At 73.9% G+C, this 24,064-nt stretch carries 18 protein-coding genes; 5 read left to right on the top strand and 13 right to left on the bottom strand.

The features are described from left to right. Window positions 1–9: 9 nt before the first annotated feature. Window positions 10–441 carry a hypothetical protein gene (locus VFZ92_RS34230; protein ID WP_330880686.1) on the bottom strand — a complete coding sequence of 144 codons (432 nt, stop codon included), beginning with the start codon at window positions 439–441 and terminating at the stop codon, window positions 10–12. A gap of 128 nt (window positions 442–569) precedes the next feature. Here VFZ92_RS34230 and VFZ92_RS34225 point away from each other — a divergent pair, with 128 nt between their 5' ends. Both VFZ92_RS34225 and VFZ92_RS34220 read left to right on the top strand, forming a co-directional pair. Continuing rightward, window positions 570–1,247 (top strand): response regulator transcription factor, encoded by a 678-nt coding sequence (locus tag VFZ92_RS34225; RefSeq protein ID WP_330880684.1) that lies wholly within the window; start codon window positions 570–572, stop codon window positions 1,245–1,247. Beyond that, complete coding sequence (locus VFZ92_RS34220) at window positions 1,244–2,563, top strand: HAMP domain-containing sensor histidine kinase (protein WP_330880682.1); 1,320 nt, start codon at window positions 1,244–1,246, stop codon at window positions 2,561–2,563. The genes VFZ92_RS34225 and VFZ92_RS34220 overlap by 4 nt, the downstream gene beginning before the upstream one ends. Before the next feature lie 61 nt (window positions 2,564–2,624). Here the strand turns inward: VFZ92_RS34220 and VFZ92_RS34215 are convergent, their stop codons facing one another. Together VFZ92_RS34215 and VFZ92_RS34210 are read right to left on the bottom strand one after the other, a co-directional pair. Beyond that, entirely contained in the window at window positions 2,625–3,692 is a 1,068-nt protein-coding gene (locus VFZ92_RS34215; protein WP_330880680.1) for a potassium channel family protein, read from the bottom strand. Then, complete coding sequence (locus tag VFZ92_RS34210) at window positions 3,689–5,104, bottom strand: M20/M25/M40 family metallo-hydrolase (protein WP_330880678.1); 1,416 nt, start codon at window positions 5,102–5,104, stop codon at window positions 3,689–3,691. The genes VFZ92_RS34215 and VFZ92_RS34210 overlap by 4 nt, the downstream gene beginning before the upstream one ends. A 239-nt stretch (window positions 5,105–5,343) precedes the next feature. Between VFZ92_RS34210 and VFZ92_RS34205 the strand changes: the two genes are divergently transcribed. Both VFZ92_RS34205 and VFZ92_RS34200 read left to right on the top strand, forming a co-directional pair. Beyond that, window positions 5,344–5,724, top strand: a complete 381-nt coding sequence (locus tag VFZ92_RS34205; protein WP_330880676.1) for a DoxX family protein — start codon at window positions 5,344–5,346, stop codon at window positions 5,722–5,724. 125 nt (window positions 5,725–5,849) lie between these two features. Next, window positions 5,850–6,413 (top strand): hypothetical protein, encoded by a 564-nt coding sequence (locus VFZ92_RS34200; protein ID WP_330880674.1) that lies wholly within the window; start codon window positions 5,850–5,852, stop codon window positions 6,411–6,413. Here the strand turns inward: VFZ92_RS34200 and VFZ92_RS34195 are convergent. Further along, window positions 6,403–9,876 (bottom strand): ATP-dependent DNA helicase, encoded by a 3,474-nt coding sequence (locus tag VFZ92_RS34195; RefSeq protein WP_330880672.1) that lies wholly within the window; start codon window positions 9,874–9,876, stop codon window positions 6,403–6,405. The genes VFZ92_RS34200 and VFZ92_RS34195 overlap by 11 nt on opposite strands. A gap of 31 nt (window positions 9,877–9,907) precedes the next feature. Then, entirely contained in the window at window positions 9,908–13,096 is a 3,189-nt protein-coding gene (locus VFZ92_RS34190; protein WP_330880670.1) for an ATP-dependent DNA helicase, read from the bottom strand. A 279-nt stretch (window positions 13,097–13,375) separates the two neighbouring features. Between VFZ92_RS34190 and VFZ92_RS34185 the strand changes: the two genes are divergently transcribed. Next, entirely contained in the window at window positions 13,376–13,705 is a 330-nt protein-coding gene (locus VFZ92_RS34185; protein WP_330880668.1) for an MGMT family protein, read from the top strand. 90 nt (window positions 13,706–13,795) lie between these two features. On the opposite strand, the gene VFZ92_RS34180 is transcribed toward VFZ92_RS34185, so the two are convergent. The 8 genes from VFZ92_RS34180 to VFZ92_RS34145 all read right to left on the bottom strand — a co-directional run bounded on the left by VFZ92_RS34180 (window position 13,796) and on the right by VFZ92_RS34145 (window position 24,005). Further along, entirely contained in the window at window positions 13,796–14,152 is a 357-nt protein-coding gene (locus VFZ92_RS34180; RefSeq protein ID WP_330880665.1) for a tetratricopeptide repeat protein, read from the bottom strand. Between the two features lie 63 nt (window positions 14,153–14,215). Next, on the bottom strand, window positions 14,216–14,875 hold the full coding sequence (locus VFZ92_RS34175; protein ID WP_330880663.1) for a sirohydrochlorin chelatase: 660 nt from the start codon (window positions 14,873–14,875) through the stop codon (window positions 14,216–14,218). 67 nt (window positions 14,876–14,942) lie between these two features. Next, window positions 14,943–16,067, bottom strand: a complete 1,125-nt coding sequence (locus VFZ92_RS34170) for a uroporphyrinogen-III synthase (RefSeq protein WP_330880661.1) — start codon at window positions 16,065–16,067, stop codon at window positions 14,943–14,945. Continuing rightward, window positions 16,064–16,408, bottom strand: a complete 345-nt coding sequence (gene nirD, locus VFZ92_RS34165) for a nitrite reductase small subunit NirD (protein WP_330880659.1) — start codon at window positions 16,406–16,408, stop codon at window positions 16,064–16,066. Before nirD ends, VFZ92_RS34170 begins: the two co-directional genes overlap by 4 nt. Next, window positions 16,405–18,897: a nitrite reductase large subunit NirB gene (gene nirB, locus VFZ92_RS34160; protein ID WP_330880657.1), complete on the bottom strand. Its 2,493-nt coding sequence runs from the start codon at window positions 18,895–18,897 to the stop codon at window positions 16,405–16,407. The genes nirD and nirB overlap by 4 nt, the downstream gene beginning before the upstream one ends. Before the next feature lie 116 nt (window positions 18,898–19,013). Continuing rightward, window positions 19,014–20,369: a nitrate/nitrite transporter gene (locus tag VFZ92_RS34155; protein WP_330880655.1), complete on the bottom strand. Its 1,356-nt coding sequence runs from the start codon at window positions 20,367–20,369 to the stop codon at window positions 19,014–19,016. A 202-nt stretch (window positions 20,370–20,571) separates the two neighbouring features. Beyond that, complete coding sequence (locus VFZ92_RS34150) at window positions 20,572–22,026, bottom strand: FAD-dependent oxidoreductase (protein WP_330880653.1); 1,455 nt, start codon at window positions 22,024–22,026, stop codon at window positions 20,572–20,574. Next, window positions 22,023–24,005 (bottom strand): molybdopterin oxidoreductase family protein, encoded by a 1,983-nt coding sequence (locus VFZ92_RS34145; RefSeq protein WP_330880707.1) that lies wholly within the window; start codon window positions 24,003–24,005, stop codon window positions 22,023–22,025. Before VFZ92_RS34145 ends, VFZ92_RS34150 begins: the two co-directional genes overlap by 4 nt. Window positions 24,006–24,064 lie beyond the last annotated feature (59 nt).

The raw sequence follows: 24,064 nt of genomic DNA, 5'->3' as shown, positions 1-24,064 counted from the left end.
CCCACCGCGTCAGGCGGCCGACCTCAACCGGGGCACGGGCCTGCTGACCAGGTACGCGTAGAAGCCGCCCGCCAGCCCGCTGAGGCACAGCATCAGCGTCTCCAGCCGCTGCGGCAGCGGCACGGCGTCCGACACGGCCCCGGCCGTCTGCACGGTGAAGTTCCCGGACGTGTCCTCGGGCAGCAGCACCTCCAGGGTCTCCCGCTCACCGTGCCCGCACCCGTCCAGCGGGACCGTCCGCACCCTGCCGCCGACGGTCACCTCGACCTGGTCGAGCTCCCTCTTGCCGCACGACGCCGACTTCACCACGGTCGCGGTGACCCGCTCGCTCTCGCCCACGCCGGACAGCGGCCACCACACGGCGACCGCTGTGCCCAGTCCCACCAGTGCGATGACCAGGAGGACCAGCCCCCAGCTCACCGGGCTACGCCTCACCGCCACGCGGAGGATCGTCGCAGACCGGCTGTTCCCCGGTAACCCCACCCGCACAGTTGATGATCAACTGAGCGGTACCTGAAGCCGGCGCCCTCCCCGAGCGGGAGGCGGCCGGGCGGCAGCAGAATGTGGTGGTGTCTACTGCCGCGCGGGTGCTGGTCGTCGAGGACGCCGAGGCGATCGGTGCCGCCGTGGGATCGGCGCTGCGCGACACCGGGTACCAGGTGCTGCTGCGGCCGGACGGGCGGGAGCTGGAGAGCGACCTGGCGCGGTTCCGGCCCGACCTGGTGGTGCTGGACGTGATGCTGCCGGGGCGGGACGGGTTCGCGCTGCTGGAGGTGGTGCGGCGGTCCAGCGGGGCCGGCGTGGTGATGCTGACCGCGCGCGACGGGGTGGCGGACCGGCTGCGCGGCCTGGACCAGGGCGCGGACGACTACCTGGTGAAGCCGTTCGTGCTGGCCGAACTCGTGGCGAGGGTGAGCGCGGTGCTGCGCAGGCTGGGTCGCACCCCGTCCACCGTGCAGATCGGCGACCTGGTGGTGGACGCCGATTCCGGCGTGGTGCTGCGCGGGTCCGCACCGGTGGAGCTGACGGCGACGGAGCTGCGCCTGCTGCGCTACCTGGCCGCGCAGCGCGGCCGCGTCGTCGGCAAGACCCAGATCCTCACGGCCGTGTGGGGCTACGAGGACTACGACCCGAACCTGGTCGAGGTGCACGTGAGCGCGTTGCGGCGCAAGCTGGAGGAGAACGGCCCCCGGTTGCTGCACACCGTGCGCGGCCTCGGGTACGTGCTGCGGGCCGACGAGCCGTGAGCAGGCTGAAGACGGTCTCGCTGCGCAGGCGCGTGACCCTGTCGGTGGTGCTCGTGCTGTTCGCGGTCATGGTGACGCTGGTGTTCACCGTGGACGCGCTGTTCGCGTCGCAGTCGAGCCGCGACGTCGAGACCGTGCTGCTGGACCGGGCGCGCACGGCGCAGCAGCTGGCGAAGACGCAGAAGTACTCGGGCAACCAGCTGGTGCACAAGGTCGACGGCATGGGCGTGCAGGTGCTGCTGGTCGCGCCGAACGGTGCCACCTTCGGCAGCGCGCCGGACGACGACGAGCGGTTCAAGATCGTGCAGCGCGACCTGCCGGACGGCTCGAAGATCACGCTCTACGGCGACACGACGGTCCTGTCCGCCGCGCAGATCCGCCTGCGGAACCTCCTGGTCGCCGTCGGTCTCGGTGCGCTGGCCGTCACGGCGGGCGCGCTGGTCTTCGTCGTGCGGCGGGCTCTGGCGCCGCTGGACACGATGACCACCCTCGCCCGCTCGATCACCGGAGGCCACCGCGGCAGGCGGCTGAACCCGTTGCGCACCAACAACGAGCTGGGCCGCACGGCGGCGGCGTTCGACGACATGCTGGACGCGCTGGAGGGTGCGGAAGCCGCGGCGCGGGCGTCGGAGGAGCGGACCAAGCGGTTCGTCGCGGACGCGGCGCACGAGCTGCGCACGCCGATCGCGGGCGTGCAGGCCGTGGCCGAGGCGCTGATGCAGACCGGCCTGGACGAGGCGGGCGCCGAGGAGCGCGACCGGATGAACCTGCTGCTGGTGCGGGAATCCCGGCGCGCGGGCCGCCTGGTGGACGACCTGCTCGCGCTGGCCAGGATCGACGCGGGGCTGGAACTCCAGTTCGAGCCGGTGGACCTGCTCGCGCTGGCCGAGGCGGAGGTGGCCCGCAGCAGGCTCCTCGCCCCGGAGCTGGACATCGAGGCCGAGGGGGTGCCGGTGGTCGTCGACGGTGATCCGCAGCGGCTCGCCCAGGTGCTGGTCAACCTCTCCGACAACGCCAGGCAGGCGACCGGCCCGCGGGGCGAGGTGCGGCTGGGTGTCAGCGTGTTCGCGGGCCGCGCGCTCGTGAGCGTGAAGGACAACGGGCCGGGCGTGGCGTCCGCCGACCGGGAGCGCATCTTCGACCGCCTCACCAGGCTCGACGAGGCCCGCGACCGCCGCCACGGCGGCTCCGGCCTCGGCCTGGCCATCGCCAGGGGCGTGGCACGGGCGCACGGCGGCGACCTCGTCTGCGCCCCGCCCGCGCCGGGTGGGGCGGGAGCGACGTTCGTGCTGTCCGTTCCGCTCGCGCCCCGCTGAGGGCGCCGGCCCGGCGTCGCGGTCCGCCGGGTGGCGCCCTCGCCGAGGGCGCCACCCGTGTTCACGACTCTTCCGGCGGGGTCACCTTCTTGATGTACAGCAGGCGGTCCCCGGACTCGATGGCGTCGGCCTCGGCCGCGTCCACCCGGTACAGGTTCCCGTTCCGCACGACCCCCAGCACGATGTCCGGCAGGTGCCGGGGCGAGCCGCCGATCTCCGACGGCTCCACGTCGCGCTCGGCGATGGCGAGCCCGGCGTCGGGGGTGAGCAGGTCCTCGACCATGTCCACGACCGACGGCGTCGACGTGGCCATGCCGAGCAGGCGTCCGGCGGTCTCGCTCGACACCACCACGGAGTCCGCGCCGGACTGGCGCAGCAGGTGCTCGTTCTCGCGCTCGCGCACCGACGCGACGATCTGGGCCTTGGGCGCGAGCTCGCGGGCGGTCAGCGTCACCAGGACCGCCGTGTCGTCCCGGTTCGCGGCCACGACCACCGCCCGCGCGTTCGGGACGCCCGCGACCCGCAGGACGTCGTTGCGCGTCCCGGAGCCGTGCACGGTCACCAGGCCGATCGAGGACGCGGAGTCCAGCGACTCCTGGACGGTGTCCACGACCACGATGTGGCTGGGTGACACGCCGTCGCCGAGCAGGGCGCTGACCGCGGAGCGGCCCTTGGTCCCGTACCCGACCACGACCACGTGGTTGCGCACCTTGGTCCTCCACTTCTGAATGCGGAACGCCTGCCGAGAACGCTCGGTGAGGACTTCGAGGGTCGTGCCGACCAGGACGATCAGGAACAGCACCCGCAAGGGGGTGATGACCAGGACGTTGACCAGGCGCGCGGACGAACTGGCGGGGGCGATGTCGCCGTAGCCGGTGGTGGAGAGGGAGACCGTGGCGTAGTAGACGGCGTCCAGCAGGGACAGCCCGTCGCCGTTCACGTCGCGGTAGCCGTCGCGGTCGAGGTAGACGATGAGGACGGCCGCGAACAGGGCGCCGGTGGCCCCGACGACCCGTTTGATGATGGCACGGGCCGGGCTCTGCGGGCGGTCCGGCATCTTGATGACGCCGACCAGCGAGTGGTCCGGCCGGTCGGTCAGCCGGTCGGCAGGGTTGAGCCGCCGAATCATGACAGCCTCTCAGGGAGTGATCGCCACAACCGGGCGGCGGCTTCGGCGCCTCGTAGCAGCAGGGGCAGGACCACGCGTTCGTTCGGCGCGTGGATCCGATCATCCGGCAAGGTCGCGCCGAGGTAGACGACGGGCACGCCGAGGGTCGCGTGCAGGACCGCGGCGGGACCGGAACCGCCGGTGCGGCTGTACCGGGCCCGCTGCCCGAAGGCCTCGCTGACGGCCACGTGCACGGCCACGGCGGCCGGGTGGGCCACGTCGACCGCGTACGGCGGGGTGCCGTCGCCCCTCAGCGCCACGCGGGCGGTGATGCCGTCGGGCGTGTGGGCGGCGACGAACTCGCGCAGCCCGTCGGCGACGGCGGCGGGCACCTGGTTCGGCACGAGCCGGAACGACAGCTTCACCGACGCCTCGCGCGGCACGATCGTCTTCAGCCCCGGCCCGGTGTACCCGCCGCTGATGCCGTTGACCTCGGCGGTCGGCCGCACCCACACGCGTTCCAGGGTCGACCAGCCCGCCTCGCCCGCGACGGCCCGCGCCCCGCCCGCGTTCGCCGCGAGCCAGTCGGCCTCGTCGAACGGCAGCGCGGCGTAGTCGGCGCGCTCGGCGGCGGTCGGCTCCGCCACGTCGGCGTAGAAGCCGGGCAGCCGGACGCGGCCGTCGTCGTCGTGCAGTGCGGCCACGAGGCGGGCGAGGGCCGTGGCCGGGTTGGGCACACCGCCGCCGACCCGGCCGGAGTGGACGTCCGAGGCGCCGCCGGTGAAGGTGACCTCCGCGCCGAGCACCCCGCGCTGGCCGGTGTTCACGGTGGGCGCGTCGCGCGCGTGCAGCGGGGTGTCGGTGAACACCACGAGGTCGCACGCGAGGTCGGCGGCGTGCCGGTCGAGCAGGTCGGCCAGGTGCGGCGACCCGGACTCCTCCTCGCCCTCCACGAAGAACTTGAGCGTCACGGCCGGAGCCCGCGCACCGGTCGCCGCCAGGTGGGCCCGGACGCCGAGCATCTGCATGGCGACCTGGCCCTTGTCGTCGCTGGCGCCGCGGCCGAACAGCTCCTCGCCGACCACGACGCCCGCGAACGGCGGGTGCTCCCACGCCTCCGGCGGGTCGACGGGCTGCACGTCGTGGTGCCCGTAGACCAGCACGGTCGGGGCGGCCGGGTCGTCGGCGGGCCAGCACGCGTACACGGCGGGCAGCGCGGGACCGTGGTCCCAGACGGCCACCTCCGGCCACCCGTCGGCGCGCAGCGCGTCGGCGAGCCAGCGGGCCGACGCGGCCACGTCGCCGTGGTGCGCCGGGTCCGTGCTGATCGACGGGATGGTGATCCACTCCCGCAGGGACTTCAGGAATTCATCCGCGAGGGCGGCGACTGCCGCTCGCTCCGACGGTCCGGGATCTACCCGATCAGCGGTCACGACCGGGAAGAGTAAACCGTCGCCCGCCGCTCCGAGCGGTGGTCGGCCCCGTCCGCGCGGTGTCGTCGCCGCGGGCGGGCGACCGTCCTGGTGGAACGGTCGGTGTGGTGCGGTTCACCGCGGGCGGAACCGACCGATTCCGTAGAACACCCGTTCGACCACCGGCCTGGTGGCGGTCCCCCGAACGGTTCAGAGGCCCCGTCCGTGCGACCGGCGGCGAGTCGTGACAGTGTTGCTCCATGGACCCCGCTCGTTCCCGCTCGCGGTCGGCGCTCGCGCTGGCCGCGCTCCTCGGCGCGGCCGGGGTGACGCACTTCGCCAAGCCCGCGCCGTACGACTCGATCGTGCCGCGCTCGCTGCCCGGCAAGCCCCGGACCTGGACCTACGCGTCCGGTGTCGCGGAGTTGGCGGTGGCGGCCGCGGTGGCCGTGCCGAAGACCAGGCGCCTCGGCGGGCTGGCCGCCGCCTGCCTGTTCACAGCGGTCTTCCCGGCCAACGTGAGGATGGCCCTTGACCACCGGCACCGGGGCCCACGTGCGAAGGCCATCGCGTGGGGCAGGCTGCCCCTCCAGCTGCCCCTGATCGCGTGGGCGTTGAGGATAGGCCGTTCAGCGGTATGAGACCGCTGCCACTCGGCACCGCCGGAACCGCCGCCGGTGTGATCTGATCACACTCGGCTGCCGGGACGGCACCCAGCGCTGTTGACCACTGTCCTTGCCCCCGCAACCACCCATAGGATGCCCGAGTGCAACCGCTCCTCCACCAAGCCGCGTCGGCACTGGGTTGGCGCGGCACCGTCGTACCCGACGTGGCCGTGCTCGGCCACCAGGTCTCGGCAGTCGTGCGGGTGCGCGACGACGTGCACGAGTGGCGGACCGCGAACGGGTGGCCGCCCCAGGCCGACCCCTCCTGGTTCCGCTCCTGGTTCGAACCGACCGCCCACGACCAGCTGCCGGTCTCGGCCGTCGAACTGGTCGGCGTCCTGGTCGGCGAGTCCACGGTGGACCGCGCGCTCCAGTCGTGCGGGACGCTGATGACGCTCGCGCCGTGCGCGGTCGTGCTGCCCGGTCCGCAGGGGCGCGAGTCGTGGCCGCTGATCGAGCTGGACTACTACGGCATCGGTGTCGTGGCGGCCGAGGAGTCGAGCACCGGGGAGTCGGGCGAGTTCTTCTACACGGCGGAACTGCTGGTGCCGCCGGAGGACCGGTCGACCGAGTTCGGCCCGTCGCTGTTCGGCCGCTGGCTGCTCGAAGTGCTCTACGACCGGGTGCTCAAAGAGGTCCCGGCCTCCTCCCGCGTCAGCTCGTAGCGGGCACCGACCGGATCAGCGCCCGCAGACCCGCCGCGTCCAGCAGGTCCGTCGGCCTCAGCGTGTGGTCGTGCTGCACGTAGTGGAACGCCGCCCGCACGCTCTCCACCTCGGCCCCAGCGAGCGCGGCCCACGCCAGGCGGTAGGCGGCCAGCTGCACCGACAGCGCGGGCAGCTTGTCGGTGTCCGGCACCGCGCCGGTCTTCCAGTCCACGACGGTCCAGCCGCCGTCCGGGTCCGCGAACACGGCGTCCATCCGGCCGCGCACGGACATCCCGTCGACCTCGGCCTCGAACGGCACCTCGACGTCGTGCGGCATCCGGTCGGCCCACTCGCTGGCCAGGAACGCCCGTTTGAGGCGTTCCAGCTCCGTGTCCGGGGCAGCGCCGTCGTCGGCCGCGCCCGGCAGCTCGTCGATGTCCAGCAGCCTGCTCGCGCCGAACCGCTTCTCCAGCCACGTGTGGAACGCCGTGCCGCGGCGGGCCATCGGGTTGGGCGGGAACGGCAGCGGGCGGCGCAGCCTGCGGGCCAGCTGGTCCGGGTCGGCGGCCAGCTCGACGAGCTGGCTCACCGACAGGTGCTCGGGCATGGTGACCCGTTCCCGCCGGTTGGCGGCGGCGGCCCGTTCGGCGAGCAGCACGTCCACGTCGCGCGACCAGCCCTCCGGGTCCAGCTCGTCCTCCTCGTCGAGCGGGGCGGGCTCGTCGAGGTCGGGCTCGACGGGCACGTCCTCCACGGGCACGTCCTCCACGGGTTCGGGTTCGTCCGGCTCGGGCACGTCCTCCGGCGGCGGGCCGTCGTCGAACTCCGGCGGCGGCTCGTGCTCGGCCTCGTCCGGTGGTGGCTCGAACTCCGGCGGGGGTTCGGGCAGCGGGGCCTCGTCGGCCTCGGGCGGCGCGTACCGGTCCCGCCGGGACGCTTCGAGGCGCTGGTCGAGGGCCGCCAGCACCATCGCCGCGCCGTCCGCGACGGCCCCGCGCCGCGCGCCGAGCGGGTCGGCGGGCCACTGCGCGGACTTCTCCTCGCCGGTCAGCGGGTTCGCCTCGTTCTCCGCGGGCGGGTCGGCCCAGGCGACGACGTCACCCGGCGGGTGCTCGGCGGTCGTGAGGGCCTCGTGCAGCTCGACCAGGAACGGTGAGGGCCCCTTGACCTTCTCGCCCGTCTCGCCCCACCAGTGCCCGGACACGAGCAGGCTGTGCTCGGACCGGGTCAGCGCGACGTAGAGGAGGCGGCGCTCCTCCACGAGCCGCCGCTCCTCGAACTCCTCGGCGTGCAGGGTGAGGGCCAGCTCGACCTCCTTGCGGTCGCTGCCGCCGGGGATGCGCAGCTTCGGCAGGTCCTCGGCGTCGCCGCGCAGGTCCGCGGGCAGCTCGGCGACGGCCTTGAGCCAGCACGACGTCTTGCGGCGGCCGGGGAAGACGTCCTTCACGACGTGCGGCACGGCGACGATGTGCCACTCCAGGCCCTTGGCGGAGTGCATGGTCAGGATCTGCACCCGGTTCTCGGCGACCTCCACCTCACCGGGCTCCAGGCCGTCCTCGGCGTGCTCGGCGGTGTACAGGTAGTCCAGCAGCGACGGCAGCGTCGCCGACGGGCTGGCGGCGGCGAAGTCCGAGACCACGTCGGCGAACGCGTCCAGGTGCGCCCGGCCGACCCCGCCGGGGCGGGCCATCGACTCGATGTCCAGCAGCAGCGTGCGCTCGACGTCCGCGACCAGCTCGGGCAGCGGCTGGTCGAGCCTGCGGCGCAGCGCCGCCAGCTCGCCGCCCAGCCTGCGGATGCGCCGGTAGCCCTCCGGCGAGTACGCGGTCGCGTCGCCGGGGTCGTCCAGCGCGTCGGCCAGGCCCGCCTGTTCGGCGTGCTCGCCGGGCAGCGCGTCCGCCAGCACCGACAGCGGGTCGTCCACGACGGACTGGCGGCTGGGCGCACCGGCCAGTTCCCGCGCCCGCTGCCACAGCGCGGCGAGGTCGAAGGCCGCCACGCGCCACCGGGACCCGGTCAGCAGCCGGGCGGCGGCCGTGCCCGCGAGGGGGTTCACCAGCACCCGCAGCGCGCTCGTCAGGTCGCGCACCTCGGGCTCGTCCAGCAGGCCGCCGAGGCCGACGACCTCGACCGGCAGCCCGCGCGCCCGCAGCGCCGCGGCGATGGCGCCCATGTCCGCCCGCCGCCGCACCAGGACGGCGGCCGTGGGCGGGGTGTCCGCGGTGTCCAGGTGCTCCTGCCACTGCCGCGCGACGGTGTCGGCGAGCCAGTCCAGCTCCTGCCGCACGTCCGTCATCAGCGCGATCCGCACGTCACCCGGCCCGGCCCCGTCGCGGGCGCGCAGCTCGTCGACCTCCAGACCGGCGGCGCGCAGCGGCTCGGACGCGGCGTTGGCCAGCGCCAGCACCTCGGGCGGGTTGCGGAAGCTGGTCAGCAGCCCGTAGCGCGTGGCCGGTTTCCCCTGCGCGGCCGGGAAGTCCGTGGTGAAGCGCGGCAGGTTCGCCGCGCTGGCCCCGCGCCAGCCGTAGATCGCCTGCGCGGGGTCGCCCACCGACGTGACGGGCATCGGCTCGCCCCGCCCGAACAGCGACCGCAGCAGCACGCGCTGCGCGTGCCCGGTGTCCTGGTACTCGTCGAGCAGCACGGCCCCGTACCGCTCGCGCTCCCCCTGCGCGACCTCCGGGTGCTCGCTCGCCAGCCGCGCGGCGAGGCTCATCTGGTCGGCGAAGTCCATCGCCGCCTCCCGCCGCTTGCGCGCCTGGTAGGCCTCCAGCAGCGGCAGGAGGTTCACCCGCAGCCGCTGGGCCGCGATGACGTCCCGCAGCTTCTCGGGCAGCCCGTCCTTCTGCCGCGCGGTCTTCGGCGCGTTCTCGATCACGCCGATCAGCCGCTCGGCGTGCTCCCGCAGCGCCTCGGGCTCGACCAGGTGCTCGCCCAGCTCACCGGCCAGCGCCAGCAGGTACCCCGTCACGGTCGCCGGCACCTTGTCGGTGTCCAGGTCCTCGGTCCACGTCGACACGACGCGGTGCGCGAGCTGCCACGACGACGTCTCGGTCAGCAGCCGCACGCCGGGCTCCACGGGCAGCCGCAGCCCGTGCTCGGTCACCAGCCGTCCGGCGTACGCGTGGTAGGTCAGCACGACCGGCTCGGCGGTCATCACCGCGGCCCGGCGCTCCCCGCTCGGGTCCAGCTCGTCCAGCAGCCCCGACCCGCCGAGCCGCCGCAGCCGCAGCCGGATCCGCTCGGCCAGCTGCCGGGCGGCCTTGCGGGTGAACGTCAGCCCCAGCACCTGGTCCGGCGTCACGATCCCGTTCGCGACCAGCCAGACGACGCGGGCGGCCATCGTCTCGGTCTTGCCCGCCCCCGCGCCCGCGACGACCAGCGCGGGTTCGACGGGTGCCGCGACGACGGCGGCCTGTTCCGGGGTGGGTTTGGGCAGGCCGAGCGCGGCGGCGACCTCGAACGGACTGGCGAAGCTCATGCCCTGGTCCGGAGGTCGACGTCCACGGACGTCACTGTCCCACCTGTCTGCCCGACGAGTGCACCGGGCACGTCGTGCGGGCAGGGCAGCGGTCGCAGTCCGCGTTCTCCCTGGCGGTGTAGCGGGGGCCGGTGCTGGAGCCCGCCGCCTCCTGCACGGCTTCGAGCCAGACGCGGACGCCCTGCTCGTCCAGGGGGGCCTGGGAGCGTTCGACGGCGCCGGTCTTGCGGTCCTCCTTGGCGACGTAGAGCAGGCGGGCGCCGCCGGGTTCGGTGCCGAGGCCGAGGTGGGTGAACCCGCCGAGCGAGGTCGCGAGCTGGTAGACGGCGAGCTGGGGGTGGGCCTGGGCGTCGTCCTTCGACACGGGCTGCTTGCCGGTCTTCAGGTCGACCACGATCGGGCGGCCGTCGGCGTCGGTCTCCAGCCGGTCGACCCGGCCCCGCACCTTCACCCAGGGCTCGCCGGGCTGCTTGGGGACGTCGACGAGCATCTCCTCCTCGACGGCGACCTGGGTGAGCTGGGTGCGGCTGCTCGCGAGCCAGCCGAGGAACGTGTCCAGCATCCTCTCGACCCTGATGCGCTCGCGGCGGGAGAACCACGGCGCGCCCGCGTCGACGGCGGTCCAGGCCTCGTCCAGCTTGACCCGCAGCTCCTTCTCGTCCGCGCCGCTCGCGGCGGCCTGCGCCAGCGCGTGCACCAGCGTGCCGGTGATCGACGCCAGCTCGGCCGGGTCCTGGCCGCCGTGGCGTTCGACGACCCAGCGCAGCGGGCACTTGGCGAGCACCTCGATGGTCGACGGCGACACGCTGACGGTGTGCTCCTCCGTCCACAGCGGATCGCCGGTGGACACCTCCGGCAGGCCGTACCAGGAGTCCGGGTGCGCACCGGGAACACCGGCCTCCGCGAGGCGGGCGAGCTGCACGGCGGCGCGCCGCCGCCGCTCGGGTTCGGTGTCGGTGTCGCACAGCACGCGGCGCAGCTCGCCGACCAGCTCGGCCAGCACCAGCCCGCGTTCGGGCGTGAACACCGGCCGTTCCACGGCCTCCGTGGTCAGGTCGTCCAGCTCGTCCAGGAACCGCGACGGCTGCTCGTCCTCGCCGCGCACGGCGCTCACCATCAGCGTCGTGCGGGCCCGGCTGGCGGCGACCAGCAGGAGCCTGCGCTCCTCGGCGAGCAGCGGTGCGACGGCCGAGACCTTGTCCGCGGGGTCGAGTCCGCCGACGAGGTCGACCATCCGCTCGACGCCGAGCAGCGAGCCGCGCAGCCGCAGGTCGGGCCAACTCCCCTCCTGCACACCGGGAATCGCGACGACCGTCCACTCGCGACCGGCGGCGGCGTGCGCGGTCAGCACCGCGACGGCCTCGCCGACCGGTGCGGACGCGGCCAGCGAGTCGCCCGCGATCCGCTGCGCCGCCAGGTAGTCCGCGAAACCCTCCACGGTGGAGCCCGGCAGCCGGTCGACGTACTTCGCGGCGGCCTCGAACAGGCCGACGACGGCGTCCAGGTCGCGGTCGGCCTGCATGCCCGGCGTGCCCCGGCGGGAGGACTGGGCGACCCAGCGGGACTCCAGGCGGCAGTTCTGCCACAGGTTCCACAGGACGACCTCGACGCTGCGGTGCGCGGCGACGTCCTTGCGGACCTCGGTGATCAGGTGCGCGATCCGGCGCGCGGGCGCGGCCTCGGCGTCCTCCAGCGCGGCCAGGCGGTCGTTCGACTCGATCACCTCGACCAGCAGCTCCCCGCTGGCCCGGTCGCCGCCCGCGGCCATCTCCAGCCGCCGCAGGCCTCGGCGCAACCGCCGCAGCGCCAACGGGTCCGCGCCGCCGAGCGCGGACGACAGCAGCATCGCCGCGGTGTCCTCGTCCAGCGTGCCCGGCACGGCCGCGCAGCGGAGCACGGCGAGCAGCGGCCGGACGGCGGGCTGCTGGGCCAGCGGCAGCTCGTCGCCGGGCACGGCCACCGGGACCCCGGCCGCGAGCAGCGCCCGTTGCAGCACGGGGAGGGCCCTGGTCGCCGACCGCGCGATCACGGCCATCTCCGACCACGGGACCCCGTCGATGAGGTGCGCGCGGCGCAGCTGGTCCGCCACCCAGCTCGCCTCCTGGGCGGCGGAGGCGAGCAGCCGCACCTGCACGGTGCCCTCGCCGTCCGCGCCCTCGACCTCGCGGGCGGGGGAACGGCCGGGCAGCCGGGCGGCGAGGCCGTGCACGGCGGCGCGCACCTCCGGGGTCATCCGGTGCCCCCGCGTCAGCACGACGGTCGCCCGACCCAGCGGGTCCGCGTCGGCGAGCAGGTCGGGGTCGGCGCCGCGGAAGGAGAAGATCGCCTGGTCCGGGTCGCCCGTCAGCAGGAACTCGTGGGCCGTCGAGCCGATCCGCTCGATCAGCTCGTGCTGCTGCGGGTCGAGGTGCTGGGCGTCGTCGACGAACACGTGCCGCACGCGGCGCCGTTCGGTCTCCAGCAGCTCGGTGTCGGCGTCGAACGCCAGCAGCGCGCTGTCGACCAGTTCGGCGGCGTCCAGGGCGGGCGCGAGCGACGGCGAGGAGTCGCCGCCCATGAGGAGCAGGACCTCCTCGTACTGCTGCCCGAAGCGCCCGGCGGCGATCCACTCCTCCCGGCCCTGCGCGTACCCCAGCTCGACCAGGTCCTCCGGGCCGAGGCCGCGTTCGGTGGCGCGCAGCAGCAGGTCGCGCAGCTCGGCGGTGAAGCCGGGGAGGGTGAGCGCGGGCCGCAGCCGTTCCGGCCACCGGGGCGCGCCGTCCTCCACGTCGCCCGCCAGCAGTTCGCGCACCAGCGCGTCCTGCTCCGGACCGGACAGCAGCCGGGGCGGCGGGTCGCCCGCCAGCACGGCCCGCGCGCGCAGCACGGCGAACGCGTAGGAGTGGACCGTGCGCACCAGCGGTTCCCGCACCGTGCGCAGCACGGTCTCACCGGGATCGTCCTCGGAGGTCAGCAGCCGGGTGATCCTCGCCCGCATCGCCACGGCCGCCTGCCGGTTCGCCGTCAGGACCAGGACGCTCTCCGGATCGGACCCGCCGCGCAGCACGCGGTCGGCGGCCACCTCGGCCAGCAGCGTGGTCTTCCCGGTGCCCGGTCCGCCCAGGACCCGCAGGAACCCGCCCGCGTGGTCGAACACCCCCCGCGCCGCCTCGTCCCAGTGCGGGCGGGGCCGGTCCTCCGGCGACCGGCGCACCAGCAGGGGCGAGGAGTTGGCGACCACGGGAGAGATGGAACCACGTCGCACCGACAAGGTGAGGGAGCACCCGCCGGGTGGCCCAGAGTGGTTCCCGGCTCACTCCGCGTGAGCGTTCGGGCTGACGAACCCGCAGGTCAGCGACGTGTCCGGGAAAGAATTCCTTGACAGGAGAAATGGTCTAGGCCATTTTGGTGGAGGTACCGGGCACTGTGAGCCGGTTCACCCCCACCAGCTCCTCCGGTGGCCGGGACGTGACCCCGACCCGGCCCGGCCACCGGAGTTCCAAGTGCCACACTCGACCACGTGGACGAGCAGCTGCACGAGATGATCCGCGAGGTCGTGCGAAAGATCCCCAGCGGCCGGGTGGCGACCTACGGCGACGTGGCCGACCTGTCCCGAGCCCCCTCCCCCAGGCTGGTCGGGCAGGTGCTGAACAACGACGGCGGCGACCTGCCGTGGCACCGGGTGCTGCGCGCCAACGGCACCTGCGCCCCGCACATCGCCGAGGAGCAGCTCCAGCGGCTCGCGGCGGAGGGCGTGCTCGCCGACGACGGCAAGGTCGACCTGCGCACCTACCGCTGGGAGGACGCCGCCGCGGCGAAGGCCGAGGACGAGCCGCCCAGCCTGTTCTGAACCGCCCCCGGACAGCCGAGCGCCCCCCGCGAGTCGTCTCGCGGGGGGCACCGGGTCCGGGGTGGACTCGCGTCTGGCGCGGTCACCGCACTAGACGCGTGCCTCGACCCGCTCGACCTCGGCGGCGACGTCGGGGTCGCGGGTGAGCGCGGCGGCCAGCCGGAGCTGCGGCAGCGCCTCGCCGTGACGGCTCTGCCTGCTCAGCGTGCGCCCCAGGAGCAGCCGGGCGTACCCGTCGCTGGGGTCGAGGTCGAGCAGGGTGCGCAGCACGCGCTCGGCGTTGCCCAGCGAGGCGGTCTGGAAGTGCGCCAGCGCCAGTTCGGTCAGGACGGAGCGGTCGGTGGGGACGGCGTCGGCCGCTTCCGCCAGGAAGCGCACCGCGCTGCTCGGGTCGCCCGCCGCGCGGAACTCGCGGCCGAGACGAACGAGCTCGAACACGTCGGTCATGTCAGCTCCTCATCAGCCGTGGGGTAACTCCCCGCTCAACCAGTTGACCCGTCAACCTATTCCTCAGGCGACCTGGAGGAAGCAGCGCGCCTCGTAGTAGCGCAGCAGCACGGCGTCCACGACGCGGACGTGCGCCCCGATCGGCTCGGCCACCACGTCGGCCCCGACGTCGGCCAGCCGCTGGTGGAACAGGCCGGGCGCCAGCAGCCAGGACGCCACCGCGACCCGGCGGCCCCGTGCCTTCAGCGCCGCCACGGCCTCGGCCACCGTCGGCGAGGCGGTCGCGACGTACCCGACCTCGGCGCCCAGCACCCCGGCCACACCGGCGACGTCGGCCAGCGCCCGCGGGTCGGACGAGCCCGCCGCGGCGAGCACCACCGCGTCCCCCGGCCGCCACCCGGCTTCGCGCAGCCGTTCCCGCACCGCGGGCAGCAGCGCCGACCCGATCGGCTCGGTCACCACCACGTCCCCGTGCCCGCTGGCCGCGATCTGCTGGGGGACGTCGACCCGCACGTGGTACCCGGCGGCGAGGAACGCGGGCACCACGACCACCGGCCCGTCCAGCCCGCCGACCACCGACGTCACGTCCGGCTGCCGCACGTCCGCGTAGGCGACCTCCACCCGCACGCCGCCCAGCCGCGCCCGCACCAGCGCCGCGACCTCCTCGACCACCACGGCTCCCCGCGGGTCGCGGGTCCCGTGCGCCACCAGCACCACCGTCATCGCCCACACCCTCCAGCCGCGGGTCCCCACGGGGACACCTCGAAACCCGACACCGCGGGTCGGACGCTCACACCGCCACGCCGGACGGCTCCATCGCGATCCGGTAGCCCCGCTTCACGACCGTGCACACCAGCCGGGGCTCGCCCAGCGCCGTGCGCAGCCTGCCGATCGCGGTCTCCACGGCGTGCTCCTCGCCGCCGCCGGGCAGCGCGGCCAGCAGGTCCTTGCGCGACACCACCCGTCCGCGCGCCTCGACCAGCGCCCGCAGCACGGCCATCGGGGCGGGCGCGACGGGCCGCAGCTCACCGTCCACCACGACGGCCTGGCCGCGCACCTCGATCTCCCGCGCGGCGATCCGCAGCCGCACGGCGCGTTCCGGCAGCGCCAGCGTCAGCTCCCGCGCCATGGCGCCGATCCGCGCCCGCGCGGGCTGCACGACGGGGATGCCCAGGTCCACCAGCGGCCCTGCGGTGATCGACCCGACGCCGAGGACCAGCACGTCCTCGCGCAGCACGTCCACCAGCGCGGAGAAGCGGTCCGTGTCCCGCGCCACCTGGAGCACGCTCGCCGCGGCGGGCGCGCTGGTGAACGTCAGCGCGTCCACCTGCCGCGCCAGCACGGCGTCCAGCAGCCGGTGCAGCGGACCGGGGTCCACCGGGCCCGTCCAGCGGTAGACCGGCACCTCCACGACCTCCGCGCCCGCCTCGCGCAGCGTGCGGACGAAGTGCGGCAGCGGTTCCCCGTGCAGCTGCACCGCGATCCGCTTGCCGTCCACACCGGACCGCAGCAGGTGCTCCAGCAGTTCCGCGTTGCTCTCGGAGTCCGGCGACCACGCCTCGGTCAGCCCGGCGGCGCGCACCGCGCCCTTCGCCTTCGGCCCTCGGGACAGCAGTTCGCTGCCCGCGAGGCGGTCCAGCAGCCGCGCCCCCAGCCCCCAGCCCTCGGCGGCCTCGACCCAGCCCCGGAAGCCGATGCCGGTGGTCGCGACCACGACGTCGACCGGCTCGGTCACCAGCCGCTTGGTCGCGGCCAGCAGCTCGGTGTCGTCGGTCAGCGGCACGATCCGGATCGCGGGCCCCTGGATCACCGTGGCGCCCTTGCGCTCCAGCAAAGCGGCCAGCTCGTCGGCCCGGCGGGCGGCCGTGACGCCGACCGTGTACCCGGCCAGCGGTGCGACGTCGAGGGAGATCACGGGGACCCCACCTGCACGGTGCCGTCGAGCACCCGCACCGGGTGGACCGCGATCGACACGGTCGGGTCGTCCAGGCAGGCACCCGTCCCGAGGTCGAACGCCTGCTTGTAGATCGGCGACGCCACCACGGCCACACCGCCCCGGTCGCCGACGATCCCGCGCGACAGCACCGCGGCGCCGCTGAACGGGTCGACGTTGGCGACGGCGTGCAGCCCGCCGTCGAACGTCCGGAACACCGCCACCTGCGAGGAGTCCGGCAGCAGCACCGCGACCCCGGCCTCCGGCTGGAGCGCGTCCCACGCGCAGACCGACGTCCACGTCAGTTCCACCACAGCGGTCATCTGGCTGCCACCTCCGGTATACCCAGCGACACCGGAACCCGCTGCCCGCGCTCCTCCCGGAAGGAGATCGTCGGGTCGGGGGTGCCCGGTGCGTTGACGAACGAGCTGAAGCGGGAGAGCTTCTCGGGATCGTCGAGGACGCCGCGCCACTCGTCGGCGTAGCTGGCGACGTGCACCTCCATCGCGGCTTCGAGGTCCGCGCAGATGCCGAGGCTGTCGTCGACGATGACGGAGCGCAGGTGGTCGAGGCCGCCGTCCATCGCCTCGATCCAGGACGCGGTCCGCTGGAGGCGGTCCGCGGTGCGCACGTAGAACATCAGGAACCGGTCGATGAGCCTGACCAGGGTCTCCGTGTCCACGTCGGTCGCGAGCAGGTCGGCGTGCCTCGGCGTGAAGCCGCCGTTGCCGCCGACGTAGAGGTTCCAGCCGTTCTCGGTGGCGATGATCCCGAAGTCCTTGCTGCGCGCCTCGGCGCACTCCCGCGCGCAGCCGGAGACGGCGGACTTGATCTTGTGCGGCGCGCGCAGCCCGCGGTAGCGCAGCTCCAGCTCGATGGCGAGGCCGACCGAGTCCTGCACGCCGAAGCGGCACCACGTCGTGCCGACGCACGACTTGATCGTCCGCAATGCCTTGCCGTAGGCGTGCCCGGACTCGAAACCCGCGTCCACCAAGCGCTTCCAGATCGCCGGGAGCTGGTCGACGGTCGCGCCGAACAGGTCGATCCGCTGCCCGCCGGTGATCTTCGTGTAGAGGCCGTAGTCCCGCGCGACCTCGCCGATGACGATCAGCTTCTCGGCGGTGATCTCACCGCCGGGGATGCGCGGGACGACCGAGTACGTGCCGTTGCGCTGGATGTTGGCCAGGAACCTGTCGTTGGTGTCCTGCAACGTCGCCTGCTCGCCGTCGAGCACGTGGCCGCGGTCGAGCGAGGCGAGGATCGAGGCGATGGCGGGCTTGCAGATGTCGCAGCCGCGCCCGCGGCCGTGCTTCGCGATCAGCGCGCTGAACGTGGTGATGCCCGCGGCGCGGACGATCTCGAACAGGTCGGCGCGCGAGTGGTCGAAGTGCTCGCACAGCGCGCGGGACTGCTCGACGCCGCACTCCTGGAGGAGCTTCTTCAGCATCGGCACGCACGACCCGCAGCCCGTGCCCGCCTTGGTGCACGCCTTGAGCGCCGGAACGTCCCCGCACTCACCGGAGTGGATGACGTCGGTGATGTCCTGCTTGGTGACGGCGTGGCACGAGCACACCTGCGCGTCGGCGGGCAGCGTCAGCTCGACGCCTCCGGACGACGGCGCGATCAGCGTCACCGGGTCGCCGGGGACGTCGCGGCCGACCAGCGGGCGCAGCAGCGGGTACGCGCCCGCGTCGCCGACCAGGACGCCGCCCAGCAGCGTCTTCGCGTCGTCGGAGACGACGACCTTCGCGTAGGTGCCCGCGACGGCGTCGTTGACCACGACCTCCAGCGCGCCCTCGGTGGTCGCGTGGGCGTCGCCGAAGCTGGCCACGTCGACACCCATGAGCTTGAGCTTGGTCGAGGTGTCCGCGCCGGGGAACACCGCGCTGCCACCGAGGAGCCGGTCGGCGACGACGTCGGCCATGGAGTTGCCGGGTGCGATCAGCCCGTAGACCACGCCACCGATCGACGCGCACTCGCCGACGGCGTAGATGTTCTCGTCGGACGTGCGGCAGGTGTCGTCCACGACGATGCCGCCGCGCGCGCCGACCTCCAGGCCGAACTCGCGGGCCAGGTCGTCGCGCGGCCGGATGCCCGCGGAGAACACGACGACGTCCAGGTCGAGTTCGAGCCCGTTGGACAGCGTGGCGAACAGCCGCTCGCCGTCGCGTTCGATCGACGACGCGGACGTCCCGGTGTGGACGGTCAGGTCGAGCTTCTCGACCAGCCGCTTGAGCAGTCCGGCGCCGCCCTCGTCGACCTGGAGCGGCATCAGGCGCGGGCCGAGCTCCACGACGTGCGGCGACAGGCCCATGCCGCGCAGCGCGTTCGCCGCCTCCAGGCCGAGCAGACCGCCGCCGAGCACCATGCCCGCCCGCCTGCCGCCGCCGTGCGCCGCGGCGACGGTGGCGCGGATGCCGTCCAGGTCCTCGATGGTGCGGTAGACGTGGCAGCCGGGCAGGTCGCGGCCGGGCACCGGCGGCACGAACGGGTAGGAGCCGGTGGCCAGCACGAGGGTGTCGTAGGGCTGCACGACGCCGCTCGCGGTGGTGACCGTGCGGCGCGCGCGGTCGATGTGCCGCACGGGGTCGCCGAGCCGGAGGTCGACCTCGTCGCCGTGCGGCGCCAGCGCCAGGTGACCCGCGTCCCACGCGTCCACGTAGGACGACAGCGCGACGCGGTCGTAGGCCGGACGGGTCTCCTCGGCGAACACGACGATCCGCCACTGGTCGGTGGCGTCCCGGTCGCGCAGCGCCTGGACCAGGCGGTGGCCGACCATCCCGTGGCCGACCACGACGAGCGTTCGCGTCATGTGAACCAATCCTCCCTCCGCCCGGCCAATGCTCACCGGGAACCGTGTCGTGCCAGGTGCGCACGTGTTGCGCGGGTGTTAACGCGGACTCACGCCGCACGTCAGGGCGCTGTGCGTCACACCCCGGCGTGCGCCAGGCTCGGCATCCCCACGAAGACCCTGCTGCGCAGGTAGAACCACCACGTGGTGGTCACGCACAGGCCGTAGAACACCAGGAACGCGATCAGGGCCGGGGTCAGCGTGCCGCTGCCCTCCAGCGAGAACTTGAAGACCAGGTTCACCAGCACGCCGCCGAAGGCGCCGATGGCACCGGCGATGCCGACGACCGCGGCGGCCTGCCGCTTGGCCGACTTCGCGTCGGCGTCCTGGGTGGCGAAGATCGCCGGGATCATCCGGTAGGTCGAGCCGTTGCCGACGCCCGCGAGCACGAACAGGGCGATGAAGGAGCCGAAGAACAGCGGGAAGCTCCCGGTGTCGACGCTGACCATCACGCCGACCGTGCCCAGCGCGAGACCGACGAACGTGTACAGCGTGATCCGCGCGCCGCCGAACCGGTCGGCCATCCAGCCGCCGAGCGGCCGGGCGACCGAGCCGATCAGCGCGCCGAGGAACGCGAGCGCCACGAACGACTTGAAGTCCACGAAGCTGATCTTGATCAGGGACGGGAAGGCGAACGAGAAGCCGATGAACGAGCCGAACGTGCCGATGTAGAGGAACGACATGACCCAGGTGTGCTTGTTGGACAGCGCCCGCTGGTAGGAGACGCCGTCCGGCCGCGCCTGCGTGAGGCTGTCCATGAAGAACCACGCGCACGCCGTGGCGAGCACGATGAACGGCATCCAGATCAGCGCCGAGTACGCCAGGTTGATGCCGGTGCCGATGGTGATGGCGACCGGGACGACGAGCTGCGTCACGGCGACGCCGAGGTTGCCGCCCGCCGCGTTCAGGCCGAGCGCCAGGCCCTTCTTGCCCTCCGGGTAGAAGAACGAGATGTTCGCCATGGAGGAGGAGAAGTTGCCGCCGCCCAGGCCCATCGCCGCGGCGGTGAGGAGGAAGAACCAGAACGGCGTGCCGTCGTTGACGACCGCGAACACCAGCATCGCGCACGGGATCAGCAGCAGGCCCGCGCTGATCGTCGTCCACGTCCTGCCGCCGAACCTCGGCACCGCGAACGTGTAGGGCACGCGCAGCGCCGCGCCGACCAGGTTGGGGACGATCAGCAGCCAGAACGTCTGCCCGACGCTGAAGGCGTACCCGACGGAGCCGAGGCTCACCACGACGATGCTCATCAGCACCCAGACGCTGAAGCCCAGGTTCTCCGCCAGGATCGAGAAGCCCAGGTTCTTGCGGGCGATCTTCTTGCCCGTCGTCTCCCAGAACTGCGGGTCCTCGGGTTCCCACCGGTCGATCCACCGCTTGCCGCGGGGCGCGGACGCGGGTTCGACGACCTGGGTCTCCACGACTGTGCTCATGCGCTGACCTCCTGGAACGGCGTTGGGGAAGACCGTAGGAACGGTCCGTTACCCCGGTGTTCGGACAGGTGTCGGCAGCGGCAACTCCACCGCACTCGTGGGATTTCAGGCTGTGAGGTCGCGTCGGCAGGTCGGTCGTCGTTCCTCCGGCGTCGGCGACGACGTCCCCGACGCCGGAGGAACCACGGTCGAACCGCCGACTTCAGGCGGCCGAACCGACGTCCCCGGAGGAGCGGCCATCAGCACGGTTGAGCCAGTCGACGAGTCCGCAGACCGCGTCCTTGCAGCCCCCGCACCCCGTGGTCGCCCTGGTGGCGTCCACCAACGACGACACGGACGTGGCGCCACCCCGGTACGCGGTGACCAACTGGCCCTTGCTGACGGTGTTGCACTTGCACATCACGGCGGACGCGGGCAGGTCCGCCGGGCTGCCGGCCACCTCGGGCGTCAACGCCCTCCCCAGCAGCAACGCCAACCGGTCCGTGGGTGCCGCCAACCCCCGGTCGTACAGCTGGGTGATCGCCGCTGCGGCGTCGGGCGCGCCGATCAGGATCGCGCCGGTCACGAAGTCGTCGCGCAGCACGAGTTTCGCGTACCGGCCGCGGGCGGGGTCCTGGAACGACAGCACCTCGTGGTCCGGGCAGTCGAGGTCCACGTGCACGTCACCCAGCGCCGCCAGGTCGATGTCGCGGGCCTTCAGCCTGGTCACGACGGTCGTGCCGCGGTAGCGGGCGGCGGGTGCGACGCCGGTCAGCCGGTCGGCGAGCACGGCGGCCTGCTCCCACGCGGGCTGCACGAGTCCGGAGACCGTGCCGACGTGCTGGGCGCAGTCGCCGATGGCGTGCACGCGCGGGTCGTCGGTGCGCAGGGCGTCGTCCACGAGAACGCCCTTGTCGACGGCGATCCCGGCGTCGACGGCGATCTCCGTGACCGCCCGGACCCCGGCCGACACGACCACCAGCTCGGCGGGCACCCGGCTGCCGTCGTCGAGCGCGAGCCCGTCGCCCGCCAGGTACTTCACCGCCAGCGCGCCCAGCCGGAACTCGATGCCCAGCTCCTCCAACGACCGGGCGAGCACCCGGCCCGCGCCCGCGTCGAGCTGCCGCTCCATCAGGTGCCCCACCGGGTGCACGACGGTGACCAGGCACCCCCGCCCGGCCAGTCCCCGCGCGGCCTCCAGGCCGAGCAGCCCGCCGCCCAGCACGGCGACGGGCGTGCCGGGGCGGGCGGCGGCGATGATCTGCTCGCAGTCGTCCAGCGACCGGAACGACACCACACCGGGCGCCAGCGAGCCGTCCGGCTCCCGGAGCCCCTCCGTGGGCGGGATCCACGAGCGCGCGCCGGTGGCGAGCACCAGCGCGTCGTAGGGGATCTCCTCGTCGTCGGCCACGACCACCCGCCGGGCGCGGTCGATCGCGGTGACCGACACCCCCAGCCGCAGGTCCACGCCGTGCTCGGCGGCCCAGTCCTTCCCGTGCAACCGCACGGAGTCCGGCGTCATCGACCCCGCGACGACGCTCGACAGCAGCACCCGGTTGTAGGCCGGGTGCCGCTCCTCGCCGAGCACGGTCAGCTCCACCGTCGGATCACGGCGCAGCACCTCGTCGGCGAACCTCGCCCCGGCCATGCCGTAGCCGACCACCACGACTCGTCTCACGCTGGCTCCAATCGGACGGCGCACACCTTGAACTCGGGCATCCGGCTGGTCGGGTCCAGCGCCGGGTTGGTCAGCAGGTTCGCCCGCCCCCTGCCCGCGAAGTGGAACGGCAGGAACAGCAGGTCGATCCGCATCGAGGCCACGCACCGGACCCGCGCCTCCATCCGGCCGCGGCGGGAGACCACGGCGGCGAGCGCGCCCTCGGCGAGCCCGGCGCGGGCGGCGGTGTCCGGGTGCACCTCCACGTACGCCTCGGGCACGGCGTCGTTCAGCTCCGGCACGTTCCGGGTCTGCGCGCCGGACTGGTAGTGCTGGAGCACCCGCCCGGTCGTGAGCTGCACGGGGTACTCGGCGTCCGTCGGCTCGGCGGGCCCCCGGTGGTCGACCGGGATGAACCGGGCCAGCCCGTCGGGGTGGGCGAAGCGGTCGAGGAACACCCGCGGCGAGCTGCCGGGGCCGACCACCGGCCAGTACAGGGCCTCCCCGCTCGCCAGCCGGTCGTAGGTGGCGCCGGAGTAGTCGGCCGCGCCGCCCGCGGAGGCCGCGCGCAGCTCGGTGAACACGTCCTCCGGCTCGACCGGGAACCGGTCCTCCGGCTGGCCGAGCCGGATCGCCAGGCCCCGCAGCACGTCCAGGTCGCTGCGCACGCCCTCCGGCGGCTCGACGGCCCGCTGCCGCAGCAGGATCCGGCCTTCGAGGTTGGTCATCGTGCCGCTCTCCTCGGCCCACTGCGTGACCGGGAACACCACGTCGGCCAGCGCGGCGGTCTCGGACAGCACGAGGTCGGCCACGACCAGCAGGTCCAGGTCGGCCAGGCGGTCGGCCACGTGGTCGGAACGCGGCGCGGACACCACGACGTTGCTGCCGAACACCAGCAGTGCCTTCGGCCCGGTCGGCGTGCCGAGCGCGTCCAGCAGCTCGTAGGCGGACCGGCCGGGCCCCGGCAGGTCGTCGGGGTCGATCCCCCACACGCCGCCGACGTGCGCGCGGGCCGCCGGGTCGTCGATCTTGCGGTAGCCGGGCAGCTGGTCGGCCTTCTGGCCGTGCTCGCGCCCGCCCTGGCCGTTGCCCTGGCCGGTCAGGCACCCGTAGCCGGAGCCGCGGGTGCCCGGCAGGCCCAGCGCGAGGGCGAGGTTGATCCACGCCGACACGGCGTCCGAGCCGCTGGCGTGCTGCTCGGTGCCGCGCCCGGTGAGGACGTAGGCGTTGTCGGCGTCGGCCAGCAGCTGCACGGCCGCGCGCTGGTCGGCGACCGACACCCCGGTGACGCGCTCGACCCGTTCCGGCCACCAGCCCGCCACGACCCGCCAGGCCTCCTCGAACCCGGTCGTGCGCTCGGCCAGGTAGTCCTTGTCCAGGTGGCCGTCGGCGACCACGACGTGCAGCAGCCCCAGCGCCAGCGCCAGGTCGGTGCCGGGCGCGGGCCGCAGGTGCAGCGTCGCCAGCTCGGCGGTGGCGGAGCGGCGGGGGTCGACGACCACCAGGTTCGACCGGCGCAGGTGCTGGAGGAACGGCGGCATGGTCTCCGCCGGGTTCGACCCGACCAGCAGGATCGTGTCGGCCCCGCCCAGGTCCTCGACCGGGAACGGCATCCCGCGGTCCAGCCCGAACGCCCGCATCCCGCCCGCGGCGGCGCTCGACATGCAGAACCGGCCGTTGTAGTCGACCTGCGAGGTGGCCAGGGCGACCCGCGCGAACTTGCCCAGCGCGTACGCCTTCTCGTTCGTCAGGCCTCCGCCGCCGAACACGCCGACCGAGTCCGGCCCGTGCTCGGCCCGCAGCTCGCCGAGCCTCGCCGCCACGAGGTCGAGCGCCTCGTCCCAGCTCGCGGGCTCCAGCACGCCGCACCGTCGGACCAGCGGCGTCGTCAGCCGGGCTGGCGACGTGAGCAGCGCGGCCGACGTCCAGCCCTTCTGGCACAGGCCACCGCGGTTCGTCGGGAACTCCCGCGGCGACACCGCGCCGTCCGTCAGCGTCATCGCGCACTGGAGCGCGCAGTACGGGCAGTGGGTGTCGGTCACCCGACCGACGCTAGGAA

Source organism: Umezawaea sp., assembly GCF_036375055.1.
Classification (GTDB): Bacteria; Actinomycetota; Actinomycetes; order Mycobacteriales; family Pseudonocardiaceae; genus Umezawaea.
Note: the sequence above shows the minus strand (reverse complement) of the source record. Positions and strands in the feature narration are given on the sequence as shown.